The sequence below is a fragment of the Methylobacterium jeotgali genome, from assembly GCF_022179345.1.
GTDB lineage: Bacteria > Pseudomonadota > Alphaproteobacteria > Rhizobiales > Beijerinckiaceae > Methylobacterium > Methylobacterium jeotgali.
This window is the reverse complement of sequence record NZ_BPQR01000022.1, coordinates 1-24,300: the sequence shown is the minus strand read 5'-3', so window position 1 is coordinate 24,300 and position 24,300 is coordinate 1. Positions and strand designations below refer to the sequence as shown.

29 protein-coding genes are annotated in these 24,300 nt (G+C 70.2%); 5 read left to right on the top strand and 24 right to left on the bottom strand.

Going from position 1 to position 24,300, the window contains the following annotated elements; translation table 11 throughout:
• Positions 1-256: 256 nt before the first annotated feature.
• From MFF04_RS06840 to MFF04_RS06775, 14 genes are all read right to left on the bottom strand, one after another.
• Positions 257-1,036, bottom strand: a complete 780-nt coding sequence (locus MFF04_RS06840; RefSeq protein WP_050733497.1) for a COG4705 family protein — start codon at positions 1,034-1,036, stop codon at positions 257-259.
• A 29-nt stretch (positions 1,037-1,065) separates the two neighbouring features.
• Positions 1,066-1,848: a COG4705 family protein gene (locus MFF04_RS06835; RefSeq protein ID WP_238274766.1), complete on the bottom strand. Its 783-nt coding sequence runs from the start codon at positions 1,846-1,848 to the stop codon at positions 1,066-1,068.
• Positions 1,849-1,877: 29 nt separating this feature from the next.
• On the bottom strand, positions 1,878-2,285 hold the full coding sequence (locus tag MFF04_RS06830; RefSeq protein ID WP_050733520.1) for a hypothetical protein: 408 nt from the start codon (positions 2,283-2,285) through the stop codon (positions 1,878-1,880).
• A 68-nt stretch (positions 2,286-2,353) separates the two neighbouring features.
• Positions 2,354-3,130, bottom strand: coding sequence for a COG4705 family protein (locus MFF04_RS06825; RefSeq protein WP_050733499.1), 777 nt, complete (start codon positions 3,128-3,130; stop codon positions 2,354-2,356).
• A gap of 92 nt (positions 3,131-3,222) precedes the next feature.
• Positions 3,223-4,518, bottom strand: coding sequence for a sensor histidine kinase (locus tag MFF04_RS06820; protein ID WP_007563921.1), 1,296 nt, complete (start codon positions 4,516-4,518; stop codon positions 3,223-3,225).
• Entirely contained in the window at positions 4,515-5,174 is a 660-nt protein-coding gene (locus tag MFF04_RS06815; RefSeq protein ID WP_050733500.1) for a response regulator transcription factor, read from the bottom strand. The genes MFF04_RS06820 and MFF04_RS06815 overlap by 4 nt, the downstream gene beginning before the upstream one ends.
• A 67-nt stretch (positions 5,175-5,241) precedes the next feature.
• Positions 5,242-5,679: an EamA family transporter gene (locus MFF04_RS06810; RefSeq protein ID WP_050733501.1), complete on the bottom strand. Its 438-nt coding sequence runs from the start codon at positions 5,677-5,679 to the stop codon at positions 5,242-5,244.
• Between the two features lie 131 nt (positions 5,680-5,810).
• Positions 5,811-6,419, bottom strand: a complete 609-nt coding sequence (locus tag MFF04_RS06805; protein ID WP_007563927.1) for an MFS transporter — start codon at positions 6,417-6,419, stop codon at positions 5,811-5,813.
• Between the two features lie 184 nt (positions 6,420-6,603).
• Positions 6,604-6,882 (bottom strand): hypothetical protein, encoded by a 279-nt coding sequence (locus MFF04_RS06800; protein ID WP_238274681.1) that lies wholly within the window; start codon positions 6,880-6,882, stop codon positions 6,604-6,606.
• Positions 6,883-7,107: 225 nt separating this feature from the next.
• The gene (locus tag MFF04_RS06795; RefSeq protein WP_007563931.1) at positions 7,108-8,049 is read right to left on the bottom strand and encodes a cation diffusion facilitator family transporter; all 942 of its coding nucleotides are present in this window, start codon (positions 8,047-8,049) and stop codon (positions 7,108-7,110) included.
• Positions 8,050-8,089: 40 nt separating this feature from the next.
• Positions 8,090-8,647: a hypothetical protein gene (locus tag MFF04_RS06790; protein ID WP_007563933.1), complete on the bottom strand. Its 558-nt coding sequence runs from the start codon at positions 8,645-8,647 to the stop codon at positions 8,090-8,092.
• A gap of 5 nt (positions 8,648-8,652) precedes the next feature.
• Positions 8,653-11,901, bottom strand: a complete 3,249-nt coding sequence (locus MFF04_RS06785; protein ID WP_007563935.1) for an efflux RND transporter permease subunit — start codon at positions 11,899-11,901, stop codon at positions 8,653-8,655.
• A gap of 11 nt (positions 11,902-11,912) precedes the next feature.
• Complete coding sequence (locus MFF04_RS06780) at positions 11,913-13,265, bottom strand: efflux RND transporter periplasmic adaptor subunit (protein WP_007563937.1); 1,353 nt, start codon at positions 13,263-13,265, stop codon at positions 11,913-11,915.
• A gap of 120 nt (positions 13,266-13,385) precedes the next feature.
• The gene (locus MFF04_RS06775; RefSeq protein WP_039902985.1) at positions 13,386-13,757 is read right to left on the bottom strand and encodes a hypothetical protein; all 372 of its coding nucleotides are present in this window, start codon (positions 13,755-13,757) and stop codon (positions 13,386-13,388) included.
• 230 nt (positions 13,758-13,987) lie between these two features.
• Here MFF04_RS06775 and MFF04_RS06770 point away from each other — a divergent pair, with 230 nt between their 5' ends.
• Together MFF04_RS06770 and MFF04_RS06765 are read left to right on the top strand one after the other, a co-directional pair.
• Positions 13,988-14,224, top strand: coding sequence for a hypothetical protein (locus MFF04_RS06770; protein ID WP_007563940.1), 237 nt, complete (start codon positions 13,988-13,990; stop codon positions 14,222-14,224).
• Positions 14,225-14,396: 172 nt separating this feature from the next.
• Positions 14,397-14,636 (top strand): hypothetical protein, encoded by a 240-nt coding sequence (locus tag MFF04_RS06765; RefSeq protein WP_007563942.1) that lies wholly within the window; start codon positions 14,397-14,399, stop codon positions 14,634-14,636.
• Positions 14,637-14,849: 213 nt separating this feature from the next.
• Here the strand turns inward: MFF04_RS06765 and MFF04_RS06760 are convergent, their stop codons facing one another.
• The 6 genes from MFF04_RS06760 to MFF04_RS06735 all read right to left on the bottom strand — a co-directional run bounded on the left by MFF04_RS06760 (position 14,850) and on the right by MFF04_RS06735 (position 19,786).
• Positions 14,850-15,113 (bottom strand): hypothetical protein, encoded by a 264-nt coding sequence (locus tag MFF04_RS06760; RefSeq protein WP_007563945.1) that lies wholly within the window; start codon positions 15,111-15,113, stop codon positions 14,850-14,852.
• 99 nt (positions 15,114-15,212) lie between these two features.
• Entirely contained in the window at positions 15,213-16,547 is a 1,335-nt protein-coding gene (locus tag MFF04_RS06755) for an ATP-binding protein (protein ID WP_007563947.1), read from the bottom strand.
• Positions 16,544-17,290, bottom strand: coding sequence for a response regulator transcription factor (locus MFF04_RS06750; RefSeq protein ID WP_007563949.1), 747 nt, complete (start codon positions 17,288-17,290; stop codon positions 16,544-16,546). The genes MFF04_RS06755 and MFF04_RS06750 overlap by 4 nt, the downstream gene beginning before the upstream one ends.
• A 12-nt stretch (positions 17,291-17,302) precedes the next feature.
• A complete protein-coding gene (locus MFF04_RS06745) occupies positions 17,303-17,989 on the bottom strand; it encodes a ZIP family metal transporter (RefSeq protein WP_007563950.1) in 687 nt (228 codons plus the stop codon).
• 7 nt (positions 17,990-17,996) lie between these two features.
• Entirely contained in the window at positions 17,997-18,983 is a 987-nt protein-coding gene (locus tag MFF04_RS06740; RefSeq protein ID WP_050735097.1) for a cation diffusion facilitator family transporter, read from the bottom strand.
• A 47-nt stretch (positions 18,984-19,030) separates the two neighbouring features.
• Positions 19,031-19,786 (bottom strand): cation efflux transmembrane domain-containing protein, encoded by a 756-nt coding sequence (locus MFF04_RS06735; RefSeq protein WP_050735098.1) that lies wholly within the window; start codon positions 19,784-19,786, stop codon positions 19,031-19,033.
• Positions 19,787-19,853: 67 nt separating this feature from the next.
• Here MFF04_RS06735 and MFF04_RS06730 point away from each other — a divergent pair, with 67 nt between their 5' ends.
• A complete protein-coding gene (locus MFF04_RS06730; protein ID WP_007563954.1) occupies positions 19,854-20,399 on the top strand; it encodes a MerR family transcriptional regulator in 546 nt (181 codons plus the stop codon).
• Between the two features lie 145 nt (positions 20,400-20,544).
• Here MFF04_RS06730 and MFF04_RS06725 read toward each other — a convergent pair whose 3' ends face one another.
• Positions 20,545-20,970 (bottom strand): MerR family transcriptional regulator, encoded by a 426-nt coding sequence (locus MFF04_RS06725; RefSeq protein ID WP_007563956.1) that lies wholly within the window; start codon positions 20,968-20,970, stop codon positions 20,545-20,547.
• Positions 20,971-21,039: 69 nt separating this feature from the next.
• Between MFF04_RS06725 and MFF04_RS06720 the strand changes: the two genes are divergently transcribed.
• Complete coding sequence (locus MFF04_RS06720) at positions 21,040-21,462, top strand: hypothetical protein (RefSeq protein ID WP_007563959.1); 423 nt, start codon at positions 21,040-21,042, stop codon at positions 21,460-21,462.
• On the top strand, positions 21,462-21,686 hold the full coding sequence (locus MFF04_RS06715; protein ID WP_007563961.1) for a GDCCVxC domain-containing (seleno)protein: 225 nt from the start codon (positions 21,462-21,464) through the stop codon (positions 21,684-21,686). Before MFF04_RS06720 ends, MFF04_RS06715 begins: the two co-directional genes overlap by 1 nt.
• 129 nt (positions 21,687-21,815) lie before the next feature.
• Here MFF04_RS06715 and MFF04_RS06710 read toward each other — a convergent pair whose 3' ends face one another.
• The 3 genes from MFF04_RS06710 to MFF04_RS06700 all read right to left on the bottom strand — a co-directional run.
• Positions 21,816-22,091 (bottom strand): MerR family DNA-binding transcriptional regulator, encoded by a 276-nt coding sequence (locus MFF04_RS06710; RefSeq protein WP_007563962.1) that lies wholly within the window; start codon positions 22,089-22,091, stop codon positions 21,816-21,818.
• A 327-nt stretch (positions 22,092-22,418) separates the two neighbouring features.
• Positions 22,419-23,723 (bottom strand): ABC transporter ATP-binding protein, encoded by a 1,305-nt coding sequence (locus tag MFF04_RS06705; RefSeq protein ID WP_007563965.1) that lies wholly within the window; start codon positions 23,721-23,723, stop codon positions 22,419-22,421.
• A gap of 66 nt (positions 23,724-23,789) precedes the next feature.
• Positions 23,790-24,300, bottom strand: a 511-nt coding sequence (locus MFF04_RS06700) for a GNAT family N-acetyltransferase (RefSeq protein WP_238274680.1), incomplete at its 5' end; no start/stop codon positions are given.

The window sequence follows — 24,300 nt, the reverse complement described above, 5'->3', positions numbered from 1 at the left end:
GGGTCAAGGCATGGTGGGCGATGGAGCCGCCGACCAGCATGCGGACAACCTGCCCGTCGATGTACTCCAGCCGCTCCCCTTCCTCCGCCGCTTCGCAGAGGCGTTCGTACTCATCCAGCCCGATGAAGTCGTCGCGTAATGCAGCGGGCATGCTTTGGCACTATAGGTTCCCCCTCATCATACGCTTGGACGTGGCGATCCGGAAGCTTTGGGCAAGGCACGGTGGCCGTTCGGCGCTCGCACGGGAACGTCCGGGTCAGCGCGACGCCTGTGCTCCCTCTGTCGGATGCTGACCGGCCCTTTGCGGGAGGAGGACGATGAGCGCGACGATGAAGGCCGCGATCACGGCGGAGGCGAGCGGCCGGCTCAGGTTCAACCCGCCGTCGGCGACCGGCTTGTCGAGGAAATCGCCCACCGTGGCCCCGAGCGGGCGGGTCAGGATGAACGCCGCCCAGAAGAGCGTGACGCGCGAAACCGAGGTCCGGTAGTAAAGGGCGACGACGACCGCGAGCGCCGCCGCGAAGACGAGGGCGCCGCCCTCGTAGCCGAGGCCGCCGGTGTCCGCGAGCCAGTCGCCGAGCGCGGTGCCCAACGTCTGCGAGAAGGTGATCGCCCCCCAATAGAACGCTTCGACCCGGGGGGTCGAAACCGTGTTCACCGACACGGTGCCCTCGGTCGCGTACCAGAGCCCGAGCACGGCCGCGAGGCAAACGAGGAGCAGGGTCGACCCGCCGGTGTACCCGATGCCGAGCGAGCGGTCGGCGAAGTCCGCCATCGTCGTACCGAAGGTGGTCGAGGCGACGATCGTGGACCAGTACAGGACCGGGTGGAACCGCTTCGACATGACCTGGGCGACCACGAGCGCGACCAGCAGCACGGCGAACAGGGCGGTACCGGCGAGGTAGCCCCAATTGAGGGTCATGGTGACGGTATCGCCGCCGGTCTCCCCGAGCGTCGTGGCCAGGATCTTGATGATCCAAAAGCCCAGCGTGACCTCCGGCACCTTGCTCAGAGCGCGTTCGTAACGGTCGTCCATCGGACCTGCTCCTTCTTCGAGGGGAAACCTCACGGCGCGTCGGCGCAGGCCGCCCGGCGACCGGCACGCTGCGGGATGAGGAGGACGAGCCCGGCCATGACGAGCGCGAGCACGCCGGAGATCGTGATGTCGTCGATGCCCAGGCCGCCGGAAGCGACTGGCTTGTCGAGCGAGTTGGCGAGGGTGGCGCCGAGCGGCCGCGTCAGGACGAACGCCGTCCAGAACAGCATCGGCCTGGAAACGCGCGTTCGCAGTTGGAGGGCCGTGACCACGACCAGCGCGACGAGGATGAGGAGCGCGCTCCCGTTGTACCCGAGTCCGCTGCTGTCGGCCATCCAGTCGCCCAACGCGGTGCCGAGCGTCTGGGAGAACATGACCGTGGCCCAATAGAAACCTTCGGCCCGCGGGGACCGTACCGTCTCCACGGCGACCGTGCCGAGCGTGCGCTTCCACAGGATCAGGGTCGCGACGACCAATCCGAGCAACACCAGGGACCCGCCCGCGTAGCCGATGCCGAGGGACCGGTCGCAGAAGTCGGCGAGGGTCGTGCCTGCGAGCGTCGTCGCGGTGACCACGGCCCAGTACAGGAGCGGCTGGAAGCGGTCCGCCCGGACCTGTGCGGCGAGCAGCACCGCCAGGGCGGCCCCGAAGATCGCCGTGCCGGCGAGATAGCCGAGACCGAGCGTCAACGTGACCGCGTTGCCGCCGACCTCGCCCAACGTCGTGGCCACGATCTTGATGGCCCAGAACCCGGCGGTGGCTTCTGGCACTTTGGCGGGTTCGACGTGTCCGGGTCGCTCGATCGGTTGCATCGGGCTGCCGTGGGAAAGCGAGGGCTGGCTCACGCGGTGTGGGTCTGGTCGATGATGGCGAGCAGGTCGTCGACCGCGCGACGGCAGGCGGCCGGATCGGGGTTCGAAGCCCGCAACGCGTCGAGGGTGCGGTCGATGGCCTTGTCCACGACGTGCCAGTCGGCGGCGGCTCGCGGCTTCAGGCCGGCCTCGGACGCGTCCCAGGACAATTCCAGGTCCTTGATGCGCGTCTTGGCGGCGGCGAGGTCGCCCCGGTCGGTCATCGCCTTTACGTCGACGACGATGGTCCGGAACTTGGAGAGGTCGCCGAGCTTCGAGGCCGCCATCGCCTTGGGCGTCGCTCCGACGGCGGCGTCCTGCATCGCCTGCAGGCCCAGGGGGGCGGCCGTGGCGCCGATGACCGTCGCGGCGATGGCGGCGAGGAGGATGTTTCGCATGGTCATTCGCTCCGTGTCGTGCGGCGTTGGAAGGACTGGAGGATGGGGATGCGGGAGGCGGCGGACGGTCAGGCCCGCCGCTGTCCGGCCGGCTCGCCAGGGCGTCCGGAGACGAGGCTCAGGGACGTCACCAGGGCGACGATGACGGCGAAGAAGGCGAGGCTGGTGGAGGCCGTGCCGAAGCCGAGGCCGCCGTATTCCCGTGCCTGCGACAGCAGATCGCCCAGCGATGCGCCGAGGGGGCGCGTGACGATGTAGGCGAGCCAGAAGATCGTCACCGGGTTCGTGCCGAGGCGCCAGGCGAGGGCGAGGGCGGCCAGCATCGTGCCGAAGATGACGACGCCGAGATTGAAGCCGAGCCCCAGCGCCTCGGTAGCCAGGTCGCCCGCGGCCGTGCCGAGCGCGAAGGTCAGGAGGATGGCGAGCCAGTAGAACGCCTCGCGGCGCCGGGTCACGATGGCGTGGATCGAGAGCGTCCGCTCGGTCGCGTACCAAAGGGCGAACACGGTGGCGAGGGCGGCCGCGAACACGCCGGTGCTGACGAAGAGGCTCACGCCGAGCTTGTCGGTCAGGATGTCGGTAACCTGCGTGCCGACCACGCTGACGAGGACGACGGTCGACCAATAGGTCCAGGGCAAGTAGCGCCACTCGCGCACCTGCAGGGCGAGGACGGCCGCGAGGAGGCCGGCCGTGAGGGTGGCGGTGACGGCGGCACCCAGGCCGACGTTCACCGCGAGGTAGTCCGCGCCGGTCTCGCCGACGGTCGTGGACAGTATCTTGATGACCCAGAAGACCGCGGTGACCTCCGGTACCTTGTTCAAGATCTGGCGCTGGATCTCGCTCATCCCCGTCTCCCGTCCGTCATGGTCGGGCACCGTGATAGCGAGCCATAATGAGGGCAGAATGAGCTTCGTCCAAAGGAGCCGCAGGCTCGGCCTCAGGCCGGCAGTCTGACGGTTGCGAGGGTCCCCTGCCCGTCACGTCGGTTTTCGACCGTCAGGCCGAGGTCGTTGCGCTCCGCGATGCGGCGGGCGATGGCGAGCCCGAGCCCTGTGCCTTCGACTTCCGGTGGCGCGGCCCGGAAGAAGCGGTCGAACAGGCGGCCCTCGCTTCCCGGCGGCAGCCCGCAGCCGGTGTCCCGAACCGTGACGACGCACGCACCGTCCCGGTTCAGCAGACGGACGTCGACCTGGCCTCCGGACGGCGTGTAGCGCAGGGCGTTGTCGACGAGGTTGGCGAACAGGACGCGGACCTCGTCCTCCGACGCGTGAAGCGTCGCGGGTGTCTCGATATGCACGCCCAGGTCGATGTCCTTGCGCTCGGCGAGCACGACGTGGTCGGCGACGCAGTCGAGCAGGAGCTGGCCGAGGTCGACGGATGCAGGACGCGCCTCGGCACCGTCGTCGAGCCGGGCGAGACGGAGCAGTTGATCCACCAGCCGGTTCGCCCTCCGGAGGCCGTCCGCCAGCGCCGTACGCCGCGCGTCGCTCCCGCCACCGGCAGGCCCGCCGAGGGAGTCGAGTTGGATCTGCATCGCGGCGAGCGGCGTACGCAGTTCGTGCGCCGCGTCGGCGACGAACCGCTTCTGGGCGGCCAGAGCGGCCTGCAGGCGAAGGATGAGCCCGTTCATGGCCTCGACGAGGGGCGCCACCTCCGTCGGCACGCCGCGCGTCGGCAAGGGGCCTTGGGCGGCGGCGCCGCGCCCGGCGAGGTCATGCACCAAGCCGTCGAGCCGCCCGAGCGCCCGGTTCATCGCCCAGCCGACGACGATCCACGACAGCGGGACGAGGAGCAGCAGGGGGGCCACGGCACCGAGCGCCGCATTGCGTGCGAACTCCGCCCTCACGACGTCGCGCTGGGCGACCCGGACCGTCGTTGTGCCGTTGGCGGTCGTGTATGTGCGCCAGAGCTCGCCGCCCATGACGACGTTCGCATATCCCGTGCGGCCGGGGTGGCGGACGTCGACGCCGCGGTCGTCGCGCAGGACCTGCCCGTCCTTCCAGATGGTGACGGCGAGTTGGTCCTCCGGGTCCTGGTCGGCGGCGGGCGGCGCGTCCGCGTCCGTTAGCCCGGGACCGGCGTTGAGGGCGACTTGCCGCAACTGCCCGTCGAGGAAATCGGCCGCCTCGATCCGCGCGAGGGCATAGGCCGCGACCATCGCGGCCAAGCCGATTCCGGCGAGCAGGGCGGTCATCCAGACGAGCGTCGTGCGGCGCAGGGAGGCGGCCCTCATGGCTTGGGTACCATCCAACCTGCGCCGCGGACATTCAGGATCACGCCCTTGCCGACCTTTCGACGGACCGTGAGGATCAGGGCGTCCACCGCGTTGCTCTCGACCTCCTCGCCCCACCCGTAGATGCGTTCCTCGATCTGCGCACGAGAGAGGATGCGCCCCGGTCGCTCCATCAGGGCGTGCATGAGGGCGTATTCGCGCGCCGACAGGACCGCGACGGTCCCGGCGTGGGACAGGACGTGGCTTTCCGTGTCGAGTTCGGTCTCGGCGGCCACGAGCCGCGCGCTCGCCCGCCCGGCCCGACGGCGCAGGATGGCCCGCATCCTGGCGAGCAGCTCGCGCATCTCGAACGGCTTGACCAGGTAATCGTCCGCCCCGAGGTCGAGGCCTGCGACGCGGCTTTCGAGGCCGTCCCGCGCCGTGATGATGAGCACCGACGTGTCGATCCCGGCCGCCCGGGCGGATCGAAGCACCCGAAGTCCGTCCCCGCCCGGCAGGCCGAGGTCGAGCAGCGCGAGCGCGTGGCCGCCGTTGAGCAGGGCCGTCTCGGCCTCGCCGCCGTCGCGGACCCAATCGACGGAATAGCCCTCGGCCGAGAGGCCGTTCGACAGCCCTTCGCCGATCATCCGGTCGTCCTCGATCAACAGCACGCGCATCGGTCGGTCCGTCCGGTTTCGAGCCCTCGCCCTGGACTGCGCCGCGACGCATCCCTTCCCGCCGGCTTCATCCTCGATAGGCGACGAGCACGGCCCCGGCGGCGATGAGGGCGACGCCGAGCCAATTCGGTGGAGATAGACGTTCGCCGAGGAAGACGACCCCGAAGACGGCCACCAGCACGACGCTGAGCTTGTCGACCGGGGCCACGCGGCTGGCCTCGCCGAGCTTGAGGGCGCGGAAGTAGCAGATCCATGAGCCGCCCGTGGCGAGGCCCGAGAGCACCAGGAACACGTAGGTCCTGGCCGAGACCGACCCGACCGGTACCCACTGGACCGTGCCGACCAGGATGGCGCCGAGGGCGCAGAGTATGACGACCGTGCGGATGAAGGTGGCGAAGTCGGAATTGACGTTCTCGATGCCGACCTTGGCGAAGATCGCGGTCAACGCCGCGAAGGCGGCAGAAAGCAGCGCCCACAGCTGCCAGGATCCGAGCAACGTCCTCATGCCGTGTTCCCCTCGATGCGGACCTGCCGCGACGCAATCCTCACGGCCCCCGACAGACCATCGGATGAGGGATGTCCGGCACCCGACGCCCCCCCCTGAGCGTCGCCGTTCCAACGCTCGCCGTGTGGTTCCTAATTCGCCCTGGACGGCCATTGCCGATGCAGGTCGTCGATGACGAAAGCATGCTCGTGCCGGCCCTGACCGATCCCCCGCACGTGGGGGTGGGACGGGTCGAGGTCCGCGTGGGCATGTGCGACGACGTCCGGGTCGGATGCAGGCCAAAGCATGGCCGCCGCCGCGACGCCCGCGACGGTCAGGGCGCCGAGTGCCGCCAGGGTCGCGGGCATCCCGACGGCAGCGCCGAGGCAGCCCGCCAGCGGGTAAGTGAGGAGCCACGACGCGTGCGAGAGCGCGAACTGGGCGGCGGAGTAGCCGATCCCAAGGACGAGCCAGGTCCCGAGCAGTACGGGCCAGCCGATGGCCCCGCACCAGGTCAGGGCAGCGACCCCGACGAGGACGACTCCGAGGAAGGCGGCGGACGGCAGCATCACACCCCTGTCGGACAGGCGGTCCAGGACCCGCGGTAGGACCAGGGCGGCGGCCATCGAGCCCGCGCCGAAGGGTCCAAGGGCAAGGGCGACGTCGTGCTGGGGGCGTCCGAGCAGGGCCTGGACGATTACCACGGTATTGACGATGACCATGGCGCCGGCCGCCGCGACGGCGAAATTCAGGGCGAGCAACCCGCGCAGGCGCGGTGTCGCCAGGAAGATCCGCCATGCCCAGTTGGCACTCGATACGGAGACGCCTAAGCCTCAGTGACGGGCCGGGCACCGAGCACAGAAAAGGCGACAGGCGCGTCAGGTCCGCGGGACCTCTGCTCTCCGTCACCAACACTCGATAACTGATAAATGGTCTCATCGGATTTCAACCAAGAGATCTACGCAAATCTTGGACGAATGCCTTCGCGAGCGCCGGCGCCTCGGCCACCACCTCTTCGTAGAACTTGGTCCCCACGGGGCCTGCCTGGGAATAATCCGGGGTCAACTCACCGATTGTCGCCGCGATCTCTGCGAAAACCTCTTCCCGTTCAGGTGCTGAAAGTTTTTGCATGAGAAGGGTCATCATGGCGATGGTCGATGTTCTCAGAACCGCAAGCATCGCCGTTGTCGTCACGGCAAAATGGTGCGTTTGTAGATCATTCATTGAAAACACCTTGCATAGTCAAGCATCATTACTCAGGCATCACTTCATGAGGTGCTTGAAGTATTGGAGAAACAATACGGCCAGAGGCAATCCGATACAGATCGCTATCATCATTCGATCCGCGGCTTTGCGGACGTATGGCCTGACCCGTCGCTTGCGCCGAGGATTTGGCGCCCACTCGCTCTGCAGCCGCGCCGATTTCTTGCTCATGCCGGATGCTCGCCGTCACACGGGCAGGCGCGCGGCCTCGGCCGAAAGCGCCTCGTCCTCGACCTGGACGGTGACGTGCTCGATGCCGTGTCGCTCCTTCACCAGACGCCGGACCGCGCGGATGAGGTCGGGTCCGGCGGCGACGTCGTCCATGACCACGTGGCCGCTCATCGCGTCGAAGCCGGAGGTCAGCGTCCAGGCATGAAGGTCGTAGGCGCGCCGCACGCCAGGCATCGCCTCGATCTCCGTTCGTAGCGCGGCAAGATCGACACCCAGAGGCGTTCCCTCCAGCAGGATGTGAAGCGCCTCGCTCAACAGGCGCCAGGTGCGCGGCACGATGAACAGGCCGATGCCGGCGCCGACCAGCGGATCGACCCATCGCCAGCCCGTCGCCATCACCACGAGGGCCGCGGCGATGACGCCGACCGAACCCAGCATGTCGGAGAAGACCTCGAAGTAGGCGCCCTTGACGTTGAGGCTTTCCGACGATCCGCCCGCGAGGAGTCTCATGCTGGCGAGGTTCACCCCGAGGCCGACGAACGCGACCAGCATCATCGGCCAGCCGAGGATCTCGGTCGGCTCGAAGAAGCGCCGGTAGGCCTCGTACAGGATGTAGGCCGTCACCCCGAGCAGCACGACGGCGTTGGCGAGGGCCGCCAGGATCTCGAAGCGCATGTAGCCGAAGCTCTTGCCCGGCGACGGCGCCTTGGCCGCGTAGTGGATGGCGAGCAGCGACAGCGCGAGGCCGCCGGCATCCGTGACCATGTGGGCGGCATCGGCCAGCAGCGCGAGGCTGCCGGTGAGCAGGCCGCCGACGACCTCCGCGGCCATGTAGGTCAGCGTCAGGGCGAGCGCCCAGGCTAGGCGCCCCTTGTTCCTGCCCGCCGCCGAGCCCGCGGGTATGCCGCCGCCGTGCGAATGCCCGTGGCCGCCGCCGTGCGCGTGTCCGTGTCCCATGTCGCTCCCAGTCTTTCGTTGCCGTCCCGGACCGGCCGCCTCAGGGGCCGGAGGAGCCGATGAGCTCGGCCACGTGCGCGCCGGCGGGGTGTCCGGTCGCGGCGAGGTGGGCGGCCGAGCAGGCCGCGTAGCCGGGACCGAACGCCGCCATGACGAGCTCGTGCCGCCCGTCCGGAGCCTCGCGGCTGGCCAGGAGAGCCCGACCGCCGGGCCAGAGCTCGGAATCGGCCGATGGCCCCGGTGTCGGCTCGCCGTAGCGGCGCACCCCTTCGTCGTGGATGGCGCGGCGCACGCGCGCGAGTTCCTCGCCCGCCAGGGGGAGCCCCACCCAGACGACCTCCTGCAGACCCTCCTCGCGGCAGACCACCAGCACGACCTCGGCCGTTGCCGACCCGACGGCCGGCCGCCAGCCACGCGGGTAGTACAGCGCGGTCAGGTTGGCCTCGCGGTCGGCCTTGAGCGGGCGCGGCACGTCGGCGACGGGCCCCCACGCGAGGCCGAACGGAGCCTCGCCGACGCCTCCGTCCGCGCCCGGAGCCGCACCCGTCAGCGCGAGGAAGGCGAAAGGAGCCGCCAACCAGGTTGGGACGCGTCGCATCTCGTCTACTCCGCCGCCTTGAGGTGTCGTGGCCCCGGCTCCCGCGGCCGCTCCGCGACCTTCGGGACGACAACCTTGCCGAACCGGGCGTACAGGGCCGGCAGCACGATCAGGGTCAGCAGGGTGGCGCTGATCAGGCCACCGATGACCACGGTGGCGAGCGGCCGCTGGATCTCGGCGCCGGTCTCGGTGGCGATGGCCATGGGCACGAAGCCGAGCGAGGCGACCAGCGCCGTCATCGCCACCGGCCGCAACCGGGTCATGGCGCCCTCCAGGATGGCCTCGCGCTTCGGCCGGCCCTCCGCCACGAGCTGCTTGATGAAGGTCAGCATGACGAGGCCGTTGAGGACCGCAACGCCCGAGAGCGCGATGAACCCGACCGCCGCCGGTACCGAGACCGGCATGCCGCGCAGCCAAAGCGCGAAGATGCCCCCGGTGAGGGCAAGCGGCACCGCGCTGAACACCAGCAGCGCGTCCCGCGGCGAGCCCAGGGCCGAGTACAGCAACAGGAAGATCAGGAAGAAGCAGACCGGTACCACCACCATCAGCCGCCGCTTGGCCGAGGCGAGGTTCTCGAACTGCCCGCCCCAGGTGAGGTAGGAACCTGGCGGCAGCTGCACCTGGCTTCCAACCTTCGCCTGCGCCTCCGCGACGAGCGAGCCGATGTCCCGCCCGCGCACGTTGGCCGTGACCACGACCCGCCGCTTGCCGTTCTCGCGCGAGATCTGGTTCGGTCCCTCGGTGACCGAAAAGCTCGCCACCTGCTTGAGCAGGACCGAGCTCGCCCGGCCGTTCGGGCCCGCCGGCAGCGGCACCGGGATGTTCTCCAGGGCCTCCCGGTCCTCGCGGACCTTGTCGGTCAGGCGCACGACGATGGGGAAGCGACGGTCGCCCTCGAACACGACGCCGGCGTCCCGTCCCCCGATGGCCGCGCCGATGACCTCCTGGATCGCCCCGGTGCTCAGGCCGTAGCGCGCCGCCTCGGCCTTGTTGATCTTGATCTCCAGGAACGGCAGGCCCGCCGTCTGCTCGACCTTGACGTCCTCGGCGCCGTCGATGCCCTTCAGGACCGCCGCGACCTGGTTGGCCGCCTTCAGCATCGGCTCGAACTCGTCGCCGAACACCTTCACGGCGAGGTCGCCCCGGGTGCCGGCGAGCAGCTCGTTGAAGCGCAGCTGGATCGGCTGGGAGAACTCGTAGACGTTGCCGGCGAGCGCCCCGACCGCCTTCTCGATCTGCTCCTGCAACTCGGCCTTGGACAGGCTCGGCTCGGGCCACTCCTCCTGGGGTTTCAGGATGACGAAGGTGTCTGAGGAGTTCGGCGGCATCGGGTCGGAGGCGACCTCGGCGGTGCCGGTCTTCGAGAAGACGTAGGCCACCTGCGGGAATTTCGAGACCACCTTCTCGACCTTGAGCTGCATCGCCTGCGACTGGGTGAGGGAGGTCGATGGGATTCGGGTGGCGTTGAGGGCGATGCTCTTCTCGTCGAGCTGCGGGATGAACTCGGTCCCGAGGCGGGTGAACAGGATGCCCGCCCCGACGAGCAGCAGGAGCGCCGCGCCGACGAAGACGAACGGCGCCCGGACCGCCGCGCCGAGCACCGGGCGGTAAGCGGCCTTGAGCGCCCGGATGATGAGGTTGTCCTTCTCCGTGACCTTGCCGGTGATGACGATGGCGATGAGCGCCGGCACGAAGGTCAGCGACAGCACGAAGGCCGCCACGAGCGCGATGATCACGGTCAGCGCCATCGGCTCGAACATCTTGCCCTCGACCCCCGTGAAGGTCAGGAGCGGGACGTAGACCAAGATGATGATCGCCTGCCCGTAGAGCGACGGCTTGATCATCTCCTCGGCTGAGGCGCGGACCGTCTGGAGGCGCTCCTCGGTGTCGAGCCCCCTGCCCAGCTCCTGCTGCTTCTCTGCGAGGTGGCGCAGGGCGTTCTCGGTGATGATCACCGCCCCGTCGACGATCAGCCCGAAATCGAGGGCGCCGAGGCTCATCAAGTTGGCCGAGATCTTCGCCTCGACCATGCCGGTCATGGTCATCAGCATGGCGACCGGGATGACCAGGGCCGTGATGATGGCGGCCCGGATGTTGCCGAGCAGCAGGAACAGGATGACGATGACGAGAGCCGCGCCCTCGGACAGGTTCTTCACCACCGTCTTCACGGTCGCCTCGACGAGCCGGGTCCGGTCGAGGACGGTCTGGACCTCGACGCCGGGCGGCAGGCTCTTGCGGATCTGTTCCATGCGCGCGTCGACCGCGGCAGCCACCGTGCGGCTGTTCTCGCCGATCAGCATCAGGGCGGTGCCGACGACGACCTCCTGGCCGTCCTCGCTGCCCGAGCCCGTGCGCAGGTCGCGCCCGATGCGGACCTCGGCGATGTCCTTGATCCGCACCGGCACGCCGCCCCGGGTGGCGACGACCACGTCGCCGATCTCGTCCATGCTCTCCAGGCGGCCGGCGGCGCGCACGACGTAGCCCTCGCCGTTGTCCTCCAGGTAGCGGGCGCCCTGGTTGGCGTTGTTGGCCTCCAGCGCCCGGGCGACGTCCGAGAAGGACAGGTCGAGGGACGCGAGCCGCGTCGGGTCGGGCTGGACGTGGTACTGCTTCTCGAAGCCGCCGATGCCGTCGACCCCGGCCACGCCGGACACGGTCTTGACTAGGGGGCGGATGATCCAGTCCTGGACGGTGCGCAGGTAGGCGGTCTGCTCCAGCTCGGTCTTCAGGCGCTGGCCCTCGGGGGTCAGGTAGCTGCCATCGGGCTGCCAGCCGGGCTTGCCCGCCTTCGAGACCGTGCGCTCGCCGGGCTTCGCGTAATGGATCGACCACATGTAGATCTCGCCCAGCCCGGTCGAGATCGGCCCCATGCTGGGCTCGGTGCCGGGCGGCAGGTCCCGCCTCACCTGCGCGAGGCGCTCGGCGACCTGCTGGCGGGCGAAGTAGATGTCGAGCTTCTCCGCGAAGACCGCGGTGACCTGCGAGAAGCCGTTGCGCGAGAGCGAGCGGGTGTATTCGAGCCCCTTGATGCCCGCGAGCGCGGTCTCGACCGGGTAGGTGACCTGCTTCTCGATGTCGACGGGCGAGAGCGACGGCGCCGTCGTGTTGATCTGCACCTGGTTGTTGGTGATGTCGGGCACCGCGTCTATCGGCAGCTTGGTGACCGAGTAGCCGCCGAAGCCGGCGGCCAGCAGCGACAGGAGCAGAACCAGCCAGCGCTGGTGCACGGAGAAGTCGAGGATGCGGCTGATCATGTCGGGCTTCCTCAATGGTCGTGGTCGGCTTCGCTCTTCCCGAGCTCGGCCTTGAGGAGGAAGGTGTTGGCCACCGCGATGGTCTCGCCGGGCTTGAGGCCCGAGACGACCTCGAAGCCGTCGTCGTCGGAGCGCCCGAGCTCGACCTCGCGCTTTTCGAAGCCCTCGTCCGTGCGCACGAAGACGACGCGCTTGCCCTCGACGGTCTGGAGCGCCGACTTGGCGACCCGCACCGGCACTTGGTCCGTCGCGGTCTCGACCTCGGCGGTGACGTAGGTGCCGGGCCTCCAGGCCATGTCCTTGTTGGGCAGCGAGACCACGACCCGGGCGGACCGGGTGTCGGCGTTCAGCAGCGGGCTGACGAACACCACCTTGCCCTGCTCGCTGCGGCCGCCGCGGTTCACGGTGACCCGCGCGCCCTCCCGGACCTCGGCGAGGTCGGAGGTGGGGACCGCGAGCTCGATCCAGACGGTCGAGAGGTCGGCGACGGTGTAGACGTCGGCAGGGTCGCCCTCCTTGCCCACCGCCGTGCCGACATCGACCTTGCGCTCCACGATGCGGCCGGCGATGGGCGCCCGCAGCTCGTACTGGCGCAGCGTCGAGGCGTTCGGCGTCGCCTCGTCGCGTTTCTGCGCGGCGGCGACCTCGGCGGCGTTCAGGCCCAGCGCCGAGAGCTTCTGGCGGGCGAGGTCGACGCGCAGCTGGTTCTCCTGGAACACGGCCTTGGCGTTGTCGAACGCCGCCTGGGATGCCGCCGCCGACGCCAAGAGTTTCTGCTGGCGCTCGAAGTTGATCTTCTGGAGGTCGGACTGGACCATCGCGGTGAGGTACTCGCTCTTGGCGTCGGCGACTTCCCGGCTGTCGAGGAGGGCGACCACCTCGCCCTTCCTGACGTCGTCGCCCAGGCGCTTGCGCATCTCGGACACCGTGCCGACGACGCGGGCGGGGACGCGGGCGATCCGGTCGGTATCGGGCGTGATGGTGCCGGGCACCAGGACGTGTCGCGAGAGCGTCCCGCCCTCGGCCTTGGCGACGCCGATGTCCTGCCCCTCGACCTGCTCGGCCGTCATCTTGACGTGGCCTTCCTCGCCCTCCGCCTCGGAATGCTCGTGCTCGCCGTGAGCGTGGGCTCCCTCGGCCTTCGGCGCGGCGGCCTTGCCGTGGTCGTGGCCGTCGCCTTCGGCATGGTCGGCCTCATCCTTCGGCGCCTTCCCGCCAGGGGGCGGGCCGGCGGCGAAGGTGAGGATGGCCGGCGGCAGCCCGGCCGATGTCAGGAGGCCGCGGACGAACGCGGATATGGCGGGGACGGCGGCGCCGACGACGATGCCGGCGGCCACGAGGACCGCGGTGATGAGGATGCGCATGAGACCTGCTCGGCCGGGATCGGGCGCCGTTCGGACGGACGCGGCAGTCCCGCTTCTGTGGCGTGAGGAGTGGCCCGGAGCGCGGGCTCCGGGTTCGGGACGCGCCTCTGCGGCGTCACCTCAGGCGCGGGGGGGCCTCGGCAGGCGGTCCGGCGAGACGGAGGAAACCGTCTGGCTCAAATGCGCATAGGCCAGCCGGGCGACCCCGAAGACCGGCTCCGAGAAGTCCGCCACGGCGGGTGCCGCCTGGTGGCAGCCACAATGGAGGTGGCAGGCCATGCCGGGGTCGGTCGCGCCGGTGTCGGGCGCGGCCTCAATGCTCGCGATCTCCGTGACGTGCCTGCCGCCGCCATCGTGGTACGCGACGTCGGCGGCGAGGCCGGCGGCGGGCGCGACGAGGGACAGGGCGAGGGCGAGCGCGAGCAGGCGTGCGGCGAACGCCCACCATCCCCGTGCCGCCCACCTGCGGCTATGCCCGCGTCCTGAACCCATCTCCGGCCTTATGCGCGATTTATCCCGGATCGGACAAGGCATCGTCCTGGCCTCTTGAACCCGGTCTGAACAGATTTTGTGGCCGCCATGCAAGGTCAGCCGCGGTCACGACGCGAAAGCGGCCAAGCCGTTTCTCGCTCGGCCGAGACGAATACCGGGCGAGGAAAATCCGGGAACGGTTTCGCGGGGGGCCGCATTCCCGGCCGACCGCGAAACATGGAGATCCTTGGATGAAGATCATGTTCGCCGCCGCCGCCGCGGCCGCCCTGGCCCTCGCGCCGGTCGGTGCGCTCGCCCAGCACGTGGACGTCGGCCCCGGCGGAGTCGGGGTTCACGGCGACGGCCACCGCCGCGATGTCGACCATACGCACACCACCGTCGAGGAGAACCATCGCGACCGGCCGGTCGTGCACGAACATCATGACGACCATCACGAGAAGACCGTCGTGGAAGAGCACCGCCACTGAGCGGCTGACATCGCGACGGGGCCGGGCCGGGGGCAGCGACGTCCGGCCCGGCCCCTCGCATTTCGAGGACGTCGGCGAACCTGGGGTGACGGCTTCCTGAACGACGGTCTCAGAACCTGTTCAACGGCCGCCGCGCAAACCGCCGCAATAGGAATCCCCGGAGGAGACAGCGATGCGACGGCACCTAGCAGGCTTGATGGCGGCGGCCATCCTCCTCGCGCCGGCCGCGGCCTCGGCCCAGTATTACGAGCGCGGCTACGGCTACGGCGAGCGGCGGCCGCACGACCATGTCGATGTCTACCGCCACGGCAACCATGACGACGTCGTGGTCCGGCACCATCACCCGCGCCGCGAGGATTACGGGCCGGGCCGGTTCGAGCGGCACCATCACCATCACGACTTCGACGACTGAGGTCGCCGCCTGGCGTCGAGAAGAGGTCGCCCGCACCGGCTCGCGCCGGTGCGGGCGCATCACGACGCGCGAGGGGTCGGCGCATCGTGAACGACGTGCCGAGCAGGCTCGGCGAGCGCGTAGCCGATCACCGCGGCCAGGAGCGCGAAGACGACGAGCAGGGGCAGCATCCGCATGTCCGCGCCTCCCGCCCCCGCGGCCTGCCCGGCGAGCTCACTTCTTGCCGGGCTTGTCGTGGCTGTGCCCGTGGGCATGCCCGTCGTTGTCCGAATGCGCCGGCTTGCCGTCGGGCCGCTTCTCACGGGCCTCGCTGACGCGCGGGTCGTCGCGATGGGCCGGGCCGCCCGACACGCCACCGGTGTTCGGGACGGCGCGCTCGGGGTTCGAGGCATTGCCGTGGCTGTCCACGGCGAAGGCGGACCCCGTGGCCGCGGCCAGCATCCCGGCGGCGAGGACGGCGGCGAGCGTGCGCTTCATCTGTCGGTCTCCTGTTCGGCGCCGACCGCGTCGGCCGCTTCGAAGTCCGAGATAGCCAAGCCGTTTGTCTCCGGGACGCCGCGTTCGTGACGAAGTGTGTCAGCCGCCGCGCCCAGCCCGGGGCACGCGGATCTCGGCCCGCAATCCGCCCTCCGGCCTCGTGGTCAGGATGAGCGTGCCTCCCTCCGCTTCCACGGCCCGCCGCGCGATGGTCAGGCCGAGTCCGGTCCCGCCGGTGTTTCGGTTGCGCGACCCCTCCAGGCGGGTGAAGGGCTCGAAGGCGCAGGCGACGTCGCATGCCGGGATGCCGGGCCCGTCGTCGTCGATGCGCAAGACCAGCGCTGTCTCTTCGGCCGCCAGGGCGATGCGCACCCGCGCGCCGTAGCGCACGCCGTTGTCCACGAGGTTCTCCAGCGCCCGCCGGAAGGCGACTGGGCGCACCGTCGCCAGGGCCCGGCCGGGTCCTCCGTATGCGACCGCCCGGCCGGCATCCGCGGAGGCGTCGGCGACCCCCATCAAAATGCTCGCGACGTTGGTGACCTGCCGCGGCTCCGGGTCGGCGTCGCCCCCCAGGTAGGCCAGCGTCGCGTCGACCATCGCCTGCATGTCGTCGAGGTCGGAGGCCATGGCGCGGCGCCCGGCCGGGTCCTCGACGTGGTCGAGGCGCAGGCGGAGCCGGGTGATGGGCGTTCGCAGGTCGTGGGACACGGCGGCGAGCGCCTGCGTCCGCTCGCCGACCAGCCGGTGGATGCGCTCCTGCATCGCGTTGAGGGCACGGCCGATCCCTCGGGTCTCGTCGGGACCAATCTCGGGAACCCGGACGGGGGCGCCGTGGCCGATCCGTCCGGTGGCCCGGGTCAGCTCCCGCAAGGGGCCGGCGATCCGATGCATCAGGACGACCGCGGCCACCCCGACGAGGATGGCCATGGCGGTGGCGAGCGAGGCCCAGGGCGCGACGGGGACGAGGCTCGGGGCGTGCGCGGACCGGAAGGTCAGCGCGCTCCCGTCCGGAAGCGGGATGATCCCGCGCAGGTCCTGCCGGTGGAGCGGCTCGTCCGGCGCCTCCAGGTTCAGGGCGAGCCCCGCCCCGAGGACCGGTTCGAGGGCGAGGAGGCGGTCGCGCAGGTCCCGGAGCGCGGGATCGGTCGCCCCCGGGGGGCGAGCCGGCGCTGGGGCGTCCCAGCCGATCTCGAAATGGTTCGACGAGAGGGCCTCGGCCTCGTCAGCCCGCTCCTCCGGCGGGCGCCGCGACACGGCCTCGCGCGCGATGACGAGTTGGCGGGCGACCTCGGTGGCGAAGGCCTCGTCGGCGGCGGCCGCCGCCGAGAGGCGGTAGATCGCCAGCGCGCCGCCATGGACGAGGAGCACGGCCAGGAGCAGGACGACGACGGTGCGCCCCTCCAGGCTGCGGGCGAGGCCGAGGACGCCCCTCATGCCCGCTCGACCTTGGCGGCCAGCATGTAGCCGGTGCCCCGCACCGTCTTGATGACGGCGGCCGTCCCCGCGGGCGGTTCGAGCTTGCGCCGCAGCCGGCTGACCAGGGTGTCGACGCTGCGGTCCGACGGCGCGGAGAGGCGCCCGCGGCCCATCTCCAGGATCTGCTCGCGGCCGAGCACCCGGCCCGGGTGTTCCAGGAACACCAGCAGCAGGTCGTGCTCGGCGCCCGACAGGTCGACGGCGGCGCCTTCGGGATCGGTCAGGGCGCGGCTGCGCAGGTCGAGCCGCCAGCCGGCGAAGGCGAGGGATTCCGGCCGCGACGCCGCGCTCGGCACCGGCGCGAGCGCCGACCGGCGGAGCACCGCCCGGATCCGGGCGAGGAGTTCTGGGCGCCCGAACGGCTTGGCGACGTAGTCGTCGGCGCCCAGTTCCAGGCCGAGCACCCGGTCCGCCTCCTCGTTGCGGGCGCTCAGCATGATGACCGGGACGGTGCCCTTCGCCCGCAGGGCCCTGAGCAGGTCGAACCCGGACGCGCCCGGCAGCATGACGTCGAGGAGGACGAGGTCAACCGGCGTGTCGGGCAGGAGCGACCACATCTCGGCGCCGCCGCGGCAGCCCGTGACCCGGAAGCCGCTCTCCCGCAGGATGCGGCCGACGAGCACGCGCATGCCGTCGTCGTCCTCGACGAGCAGGATGTGGGCCTCGTCCGGGAGGGACCTGGTTTCGCCCGCGGCAAGCATTCCGGATACAGCCTAGCCGATCATCCCGTCGAGCAGGAGCAGCAGCAGGAAGCCCGCGAAGAACATCGCCGTCACCCAGGGGCGGTCCTCGGTCTCGTGCGCCTCGATGAGGAGTTCCTCGGTCACGAGGTACAGCAAGGCGATCAGGCCGAAGGAGAGGAAGCCGGCCTGGACGGCGGCGGGCAGCGAGCCGACGGGCCCGCCGAGCAGGGCTCCGAGCGGGAGCAGCAGCACGAGGGCGGCCGTCAGGCCGACCACCTTGCCCTTCGACGCGCCGCCCTCGCCGAGTTCGTTCGCCACGGTTAGTCCCAGGAACAGCACCTCGATGGTCAGCGCGACGGTGAGCAGGATGCCGGCCTTCGCCCCGGCCGCGAAGGCGATGCCGAGGACGAGGCCGTCCACCAGGATGTCGATGCCGGTGACCGACATCAGCCCGGCCGGCCCCTTCACCCGCTTCTCCAGGATACGGACGAGGAGCATCGCGGCGACGCCGAGCGCGCCCCCGACCAGCATGGCCCAGGGCGATCCGGCATGCTTGACGTCGGGCAGGATCTCGCCCGCGGCCGCCGCGAAGACGACGCCCGCGGCGAAGTGCTGGATGGCGCTGACCAGGACGGGGCCCGGCCGCAGGTTGACCGCCACCGCCGCGCCGACGACGGCGGCCGCGGCGGGGATCAGGGTATAGGACCAGGCTTGCATGCCGCGCTCAGACCACGTGGTCCGGAGCCAGGGCGCAGGCGGTGGCCTCGCTCGTCTCCACCTGGAGGGTCGTGTGGCTGATGCCGAACCGCTCCCTGATGCCGGTGGCCGCCGCCATCAGGAAGGCGTCGTCGGGACGGCCGCCGGGCATGAGGAGGTGCGCCGTGAGGCAGGTGTCCGTGGTGCTCATCGCCCAGATGTGCAGGTCGTGCAGGGCCGCGACGCCGGGCAGCCCTTCGAGGTGGCGGCGTACGGCGACCGGGTCGATGCCCGGCGGGACGGCGGCGAGGGACAGCGTAAGACTGTCTCGCAGGAGCCCCCACGTGCTCCAGACGATGACGGCCACGATGGCGAGGCTCACCACCGGATCGAGCCACGTCCATCCGGTGTAGAGGATGACGAGGCCGGCGATGACCACCCCGGCCGAGACGGCGGCGTCGGCCGCCATGTGCAGGAACGCCCCGCGGATGTTGATGTCGCCCTTGGCCCCGGAGGCGAACAGCCACGCGGTGATGCCGTTCACCAGGATGCCGATTGCGGCCACGACCATCACGGTCTTGCCTGCGACCGGGACGGGCTCACCGAACCTCTGGATCGCCTCCCACGCGATGGCGCCGACGGCGACCAGCAGGAACACGGCGTTGAAAAGGGCCGCCAGGATCGACGAGGCCTTCATCCCATAGGTAAACCGCGCGCTCGGGGCCCGCCTGGCCAGCACCGTCGCGATCCAGGCCACGATGAGGCCGAGCACGTCCGAGAGGTTGTGGCCGGCATCGGCGAGCAGGGCCACCGAGTTCGCCAGGACCCCGTAGGTCGCCTCGACGGCCACGAAGCCGACGTTGAGCGCGATGCCGATGGCGAATGCCGTCCCGAAGCTTGCGGGGGCATGGCTGTGCCCTGGCCCATGGGAATGCCCGGCATGGTCGTGACCCGCCTCGCCGTCGTGGTCATGCGATCCGTGATCATGTCCTGCGCGTGCGTCGTGTGATGTCATGGTCGTCCCTGTATCCGTCTTGGTCTGTACGCGGATCGGTGCGCGCCTTATCCGGACGCCGCGGTTCGCGTCGTGACGGCGCCTTCGCGATACTCCGCCCAGGCCTGCCGCAGGATCTGCACCGACGAGGTCAGGAAGATGCCGGCCATCACCGCCGCGACGGCGAGGTCGGGCCAGGCCGACGCGGAACCCCAGACACCGAGCGCAGCCACCATCACCACGACGTTGCCGATGGCGTCGTTGCGCGAGCACAGCCAGACCGAGCGCACGTTGGCGTCGCCGTCCTTGTAGGGGCGCAGCAGCAGTACCGAGCCGAGGTTGGCTGCCAGGGCCATCAGCCCGATGACGCCCATGACCTCGGCCTTGGGCACCCCGAGCACCAGGACGTGGTAGGCAGTCGAGCCAAAGACCCAGACTGCCATCACGCTGAGGGACAGCCCCTTGGCGAGCGCCGCCGTGGCCCGAGCCCTGAGGGACGCTCCGATGACCGCGAGGCTCAGGCCGTAGGTGACCGTGTCGCCCAGGAAGTCGAGGGCGTCGGCCTGGAGCGCCTGCGAGCCGGCAAGGTGCCCGGCGGCCATCTCGGTCAGGAACATGGCGCCGTTGACGGCGATGACCGTCCACAGCACGCGCTTGTAGCGCGGGTCGACCCCGTCGAAGACGGGCACGCCCCCAGAGCAGCCGCAGGCATCCCCCGTGCCGCAATCGCCCCCCGCGACGACCTGCGGCGGCGCCGCCGGATGCGCACGTTCCGCCCTCGATGCCTGACAGCCAACGGTCGAGCCGCAGCACTCCTTGGCCATGACGCCTCCTTTCCAAGTCGTGGACGACTGCCTACTTCCTCCAGCGACTAGAGGAGCAAGCGGAAAAATGGAGCTGTCGATAGGCGAGCTGTCGCGGCGTACCGGCGTGCTCGCCACGACCATCCGCTACTACGAGACGGCCGACTTGATGCCGCCGCCGCCGCGGACGGAAGGCGGCCGCCGCCGCTATGGGCGGGCTGACATCGAGCGCCTGGCCTTCATCCGCCACGCGCGCGAGCTCGGCTTCGAGGTGGACGCCATCCGTGAGTTACTGGCGCTGGCCGCCCAGCCCGACCGCTCCTGCGCCGAGGTCGACAAGATCGCCCGGCGTCACATGGCCGAGGTCGAGCGCCGCATCGAGCGGCTCATGGCCCTGAAGGGCGAGCTCGCCCGCATGACCGACGCGTGCGGCCAAGGCCGGGTCGGCGAGTGCCGTGTCATCGAGGTCCTCTCGGACCATGCCTGCTGCGAGGATGAGGGCCACCGCGCTACCCGGAGCCGGCGTCCCACAAGGCCGGAAGCGAAGCAGGGAGCCCGGCCCCGGAGCGCATCGTCGTCGACATTCGATCAGGAAGACGACATGATATTTCGGGAGGGCCGGGCTCAGCCGTGATTGGGACTTCCGAACATTCGAGGTTTGAAGCAACCGAATGCCAGGACCGCTTCCTGTAACCGCTCTGGTTCGCGGCCGGAGCGGACCGACGGTGGGGGCCTCTGGGTCTACCGAGGATGCAGGCGTCGGATGGGTGCTCCGAAGCTCACTCGGCGGGGTCGATCATATCGAGCACCGGGCATCCAGGAGCCGCCCCACCGGGGCACTGCTCGATGGTTTCGGCCAGGAGACGTTCGAGCCTTGACAGGTCCGCGATCTTCGCACGCACCCGGTCAAGGTGGTGCCTCGCGATCCCCTGTCCCTCGCGGCAGGTTGCCTTACCAGGCCGACGCAGTTCGAGCAGCGCCCGAACCTCGTTCGGCGTGAAGCCAAGTTCGCGTCCGCGACGGATGAAGGCCAGGGTGCGCTCGTGCTCGACGCCGTAGGACCGATGGCCACCCTCGGTGCGCGGGGGCGAAGGGAGTAGGCCGACCTTCTCGAAGTACCGGATGTTCTCGATGTTGACGCCGGTCCGCAGCGACAATTGACCGATGGTCAGGGCCCCGCTTCGCGCCCCCTTAGCCGTACCCATGAAGATCGCCCTTGATCCTGTAGTGGCTACAGGATGCAGGGTAGCCGAGGATCACGATGGATACGAGACATGACCCTCGATCAGACACCGCCTGCCGAACGACCCGTCCACGAACCGGCCGCGGTCAGCGTTGGCAGCATCGCTGCGCTCGGCGCCATCACGGGGCTCGGTGCCCTGGCGGCCTCGTCGTGCTGCGTGCTGCCCATAGTCTTGGGCGGCCTCGGGATCGGTGCTGGGGTCTTCACGGTCCTCGGCGTGCTCGCCTCTCTTCGCACGCCGCTGATGCTCGTCAGCGTCCTGGCGGTCATCGCCGGCTGGTTCTTCTACGCGCGGCGGCGACGGGCTGCTTGCGGGCCGGATGGATCATGCCCAGCTCCGCGTCGGTCATCCGCCCCCCTGGTGCTTCTCAGCCTCGCCACGCTGTTCATCGCCGCCGCTGCGGCCGGGAGCTACTTTGAGCCCGCCCTGATCAAGATGCTGCGGACAGCCTGATGAAGCTGATCTCGATCCTGACCTGTCCGCATTGTGGGCACCGGGCTTCGGAAACGATGCCGACCGACGCCTGCCAGTTCTTCTACGAATGCCCTGGCTGCGGCACTCTGCTCCGCCCGAAGAAGGGCGATTGCTGTGTATTCTGCTCGTACGGCGATGTCCCGTGCCCGCCGATCCAGGAAGCTCAGGAACGAAATGAACCGGCGAGCTGCTGCAAGGGCTGAGCAGCCATACTGTTTAGCTCCATCACGCCCACCCGGTGAGTGGCGCTGCGCCAAAACCGAGGTCGGCTTGCGCAAACCCATCCGAACGCCGTGCGGGTCGCCTGATGCAAAGCGTCCCAGTCTGGCGCGCTAAGGACAAAAACACTGCCGGCGCAGCAGCCAGAAACCTGCCCAGAATCGTAGGATTGTGAACGTGGCGCACGCGCGCCCCATGGCAGCCAGCGGCGGCGCGACTATCGACGGATGCCGCGCGTGCACGAACCGCAGCCTGCGCACCTCGTCCTCGGCGTAAACCCGAAGGCCCGACACCGACCGGGTCGGTGTCGGGATCAGGCCCGTCCGCACGTAGTAGCGGATCATCTTGGGCGAGATCCCGCAGGCGCGTGCCACCTCCCCGATCCTCATCGCCCCACTCCTAGTTCCGTCGAGGCACGTCGGCGCACCCGGATGAGTCTGGACGCCGCGACCGACCCGGCCCCGCGACCGCTTCGCTCGGCTCGAACGCCGGTGTGATCCGGAGCGTGCTCGCATCGCCGCCGGCCGAGCCGCGCCGGACGGCCTTAGGGCACGCGACGTCGCCGTGGCCGGAAGCACCGACGGTGGAGCCCCGAGGGCCGCGGTCGCCTTCGCTACCGGGGGCGGCCGCGCCAGGACCTCGTATGGTGCGGGCCCCGGGAGGCGGAGCGGGGGGAGGCCGCGGTCGGGGAACGGCACAGGTTGGGCGCCCGTCGGCTAGGCCGCCTCCCGTGCCGAAACCGACCTCGTGATGCCTGGCTGAACGGCAGCCGGAAGGTCGACGGCCCGCGTGACCTCGGCGAAGCGCGCCGCCGCGTCCGACCAATCCTGGGCGAAATCGAACAGCTCCCTGAGGGCGGGCGCGATCTCCTTGTAGGCCGCGAGCGCCGCCACCAGGGCGCCGAGCGTGAGGCGGCCTTGCACGACGAGATAGCCGCCGATCAGGAAGAAGAAGAACGGCGTGAGGTTGGACGTGTAATTGTACAGGCTCTTGATGCCGCCCTTCATGTCGTTGATGGCGACGCGGAGCCGCTCAAGCTCCTCGACGTGCGCCATGTGGCGCCGCAACGACGAGGCGGATGCATCGCGCTCCGCCGCGGAAGGGGCGAGGCCCGGACGCCCGGCGACCTCGGGCGTGGTGACGAGGGCGCCCAGCGTCCGCGTGGCGAGGACGCGCTGCCGGACCTTCGCGTTCAGACGCCTTTGGAGGCGCGGCAGGACCGTAAGCTGCACCGGCAGCATGATCAGCGCGGCGAAGGCAAGGGCGACGTCCTGGAGCAGGAGGAAGGCGACGCTCGTGACCAGCACGCCCCCCTGCACGATGGGGACCGCGACGAGGCTGCCGCCGAAGTAGCCGATGGGCTCGACTTCCTGGACCGCCACGGCGGAGAGCGTCGTGCGGCGTTCGACCGAGCGCTCCGTCCGCACGCGCCGCAGGACGGCCAGGCGCAGGCGTCGCACGACCCGCTCGTTGACGCGTCCGCGGACCCGGTTCGCCGCGTACTTCAGGAGGCCGTTCACGGTGAGGACGGCGAGGTAGCCGGCGCACAGGGCGAACAGGAGTTCCGTGCGGCCGAGGGGGAGTCCCAGGAACGTCATGCCGGGATGCCCGTCGCCCCGCGCGTCGTCGAGCGTGTGGTTGACGATGTGCTTGGGTATCTCAAGGGTCAGCCAGGCGGCCGGCAGCGTGGCGAGAGACAGGAAGACCAAGCGGACCTGGATGCCCGCCGTGGCACCCAGGACGTATGCCTCCAGGCGCCGTCCCGGCCGGAGCGCGAAGCCGCGATGCCGACGGCCACGGGACGGGGCGTCCCGCAGGGCATCGGTGGCTCCCGCCGCGGCGACAGCATCCGCCGTCCGCCGACGGCGGCGCAGCGCGGCGCGGCCGACGAGCCACGCGGTCCACACAGGCGCCACGACGAAGACGAGGAGGGCATCGGCGACGATCCACCAGTGGCCGTGTGGGTAGTCGAGGCCCGTGAGCCTGTGGGCGAGGGCGTGGATGGCTTCGATTGCCGTCACGGGGCGGATCGGTCCGAATGTCCGGGAGGGGAGGGCGCGCTTCGCGGCCCGGCGTGATTGATGGGCTCAGTCGGCATCCGGCGGCTCCGCCTCTCGTGCGTCCACCTCCGACTGGATGCCGTCCCCTGGGTGAGCGCCGTAGCCCTCGTCCCGCGGCGTGGCGCGCGCGCCGCGACCCACGGCCCCCGCCCGCGGTTCGAATCGGACGGTTCGGAACGTCCCGAAGGCGAACTGGCGTCTCGTGCGGATCGAACAGGGTCTGAAGCCCGCCCGTTCGACCGCCTTGAGGGAGGCGGCGTTGTCGGCGTCGACGAAGGCCACCAAGTGTCCCTTGCCCAGTGACCGGGCGCGTTCGGCGATCAGGTACACGGCGGCGGCCATGGCGCCCAGGCCGCGGAAGCCCTTCGGCGTGAAGGCGTTCTCCAGCATGGCCTCGTCGGCTGCCAGAACCGGCAGGGCCCCGGACCGACGGACCGCGTCGCCGTAACCCGGGTCGGTGAGCCACTGGACGTGGCACGGGCGGCCCGACCTGACCTCTTCGAGCACGTAGCAGCGGCTCGGCAGGACGCCGTGCGCG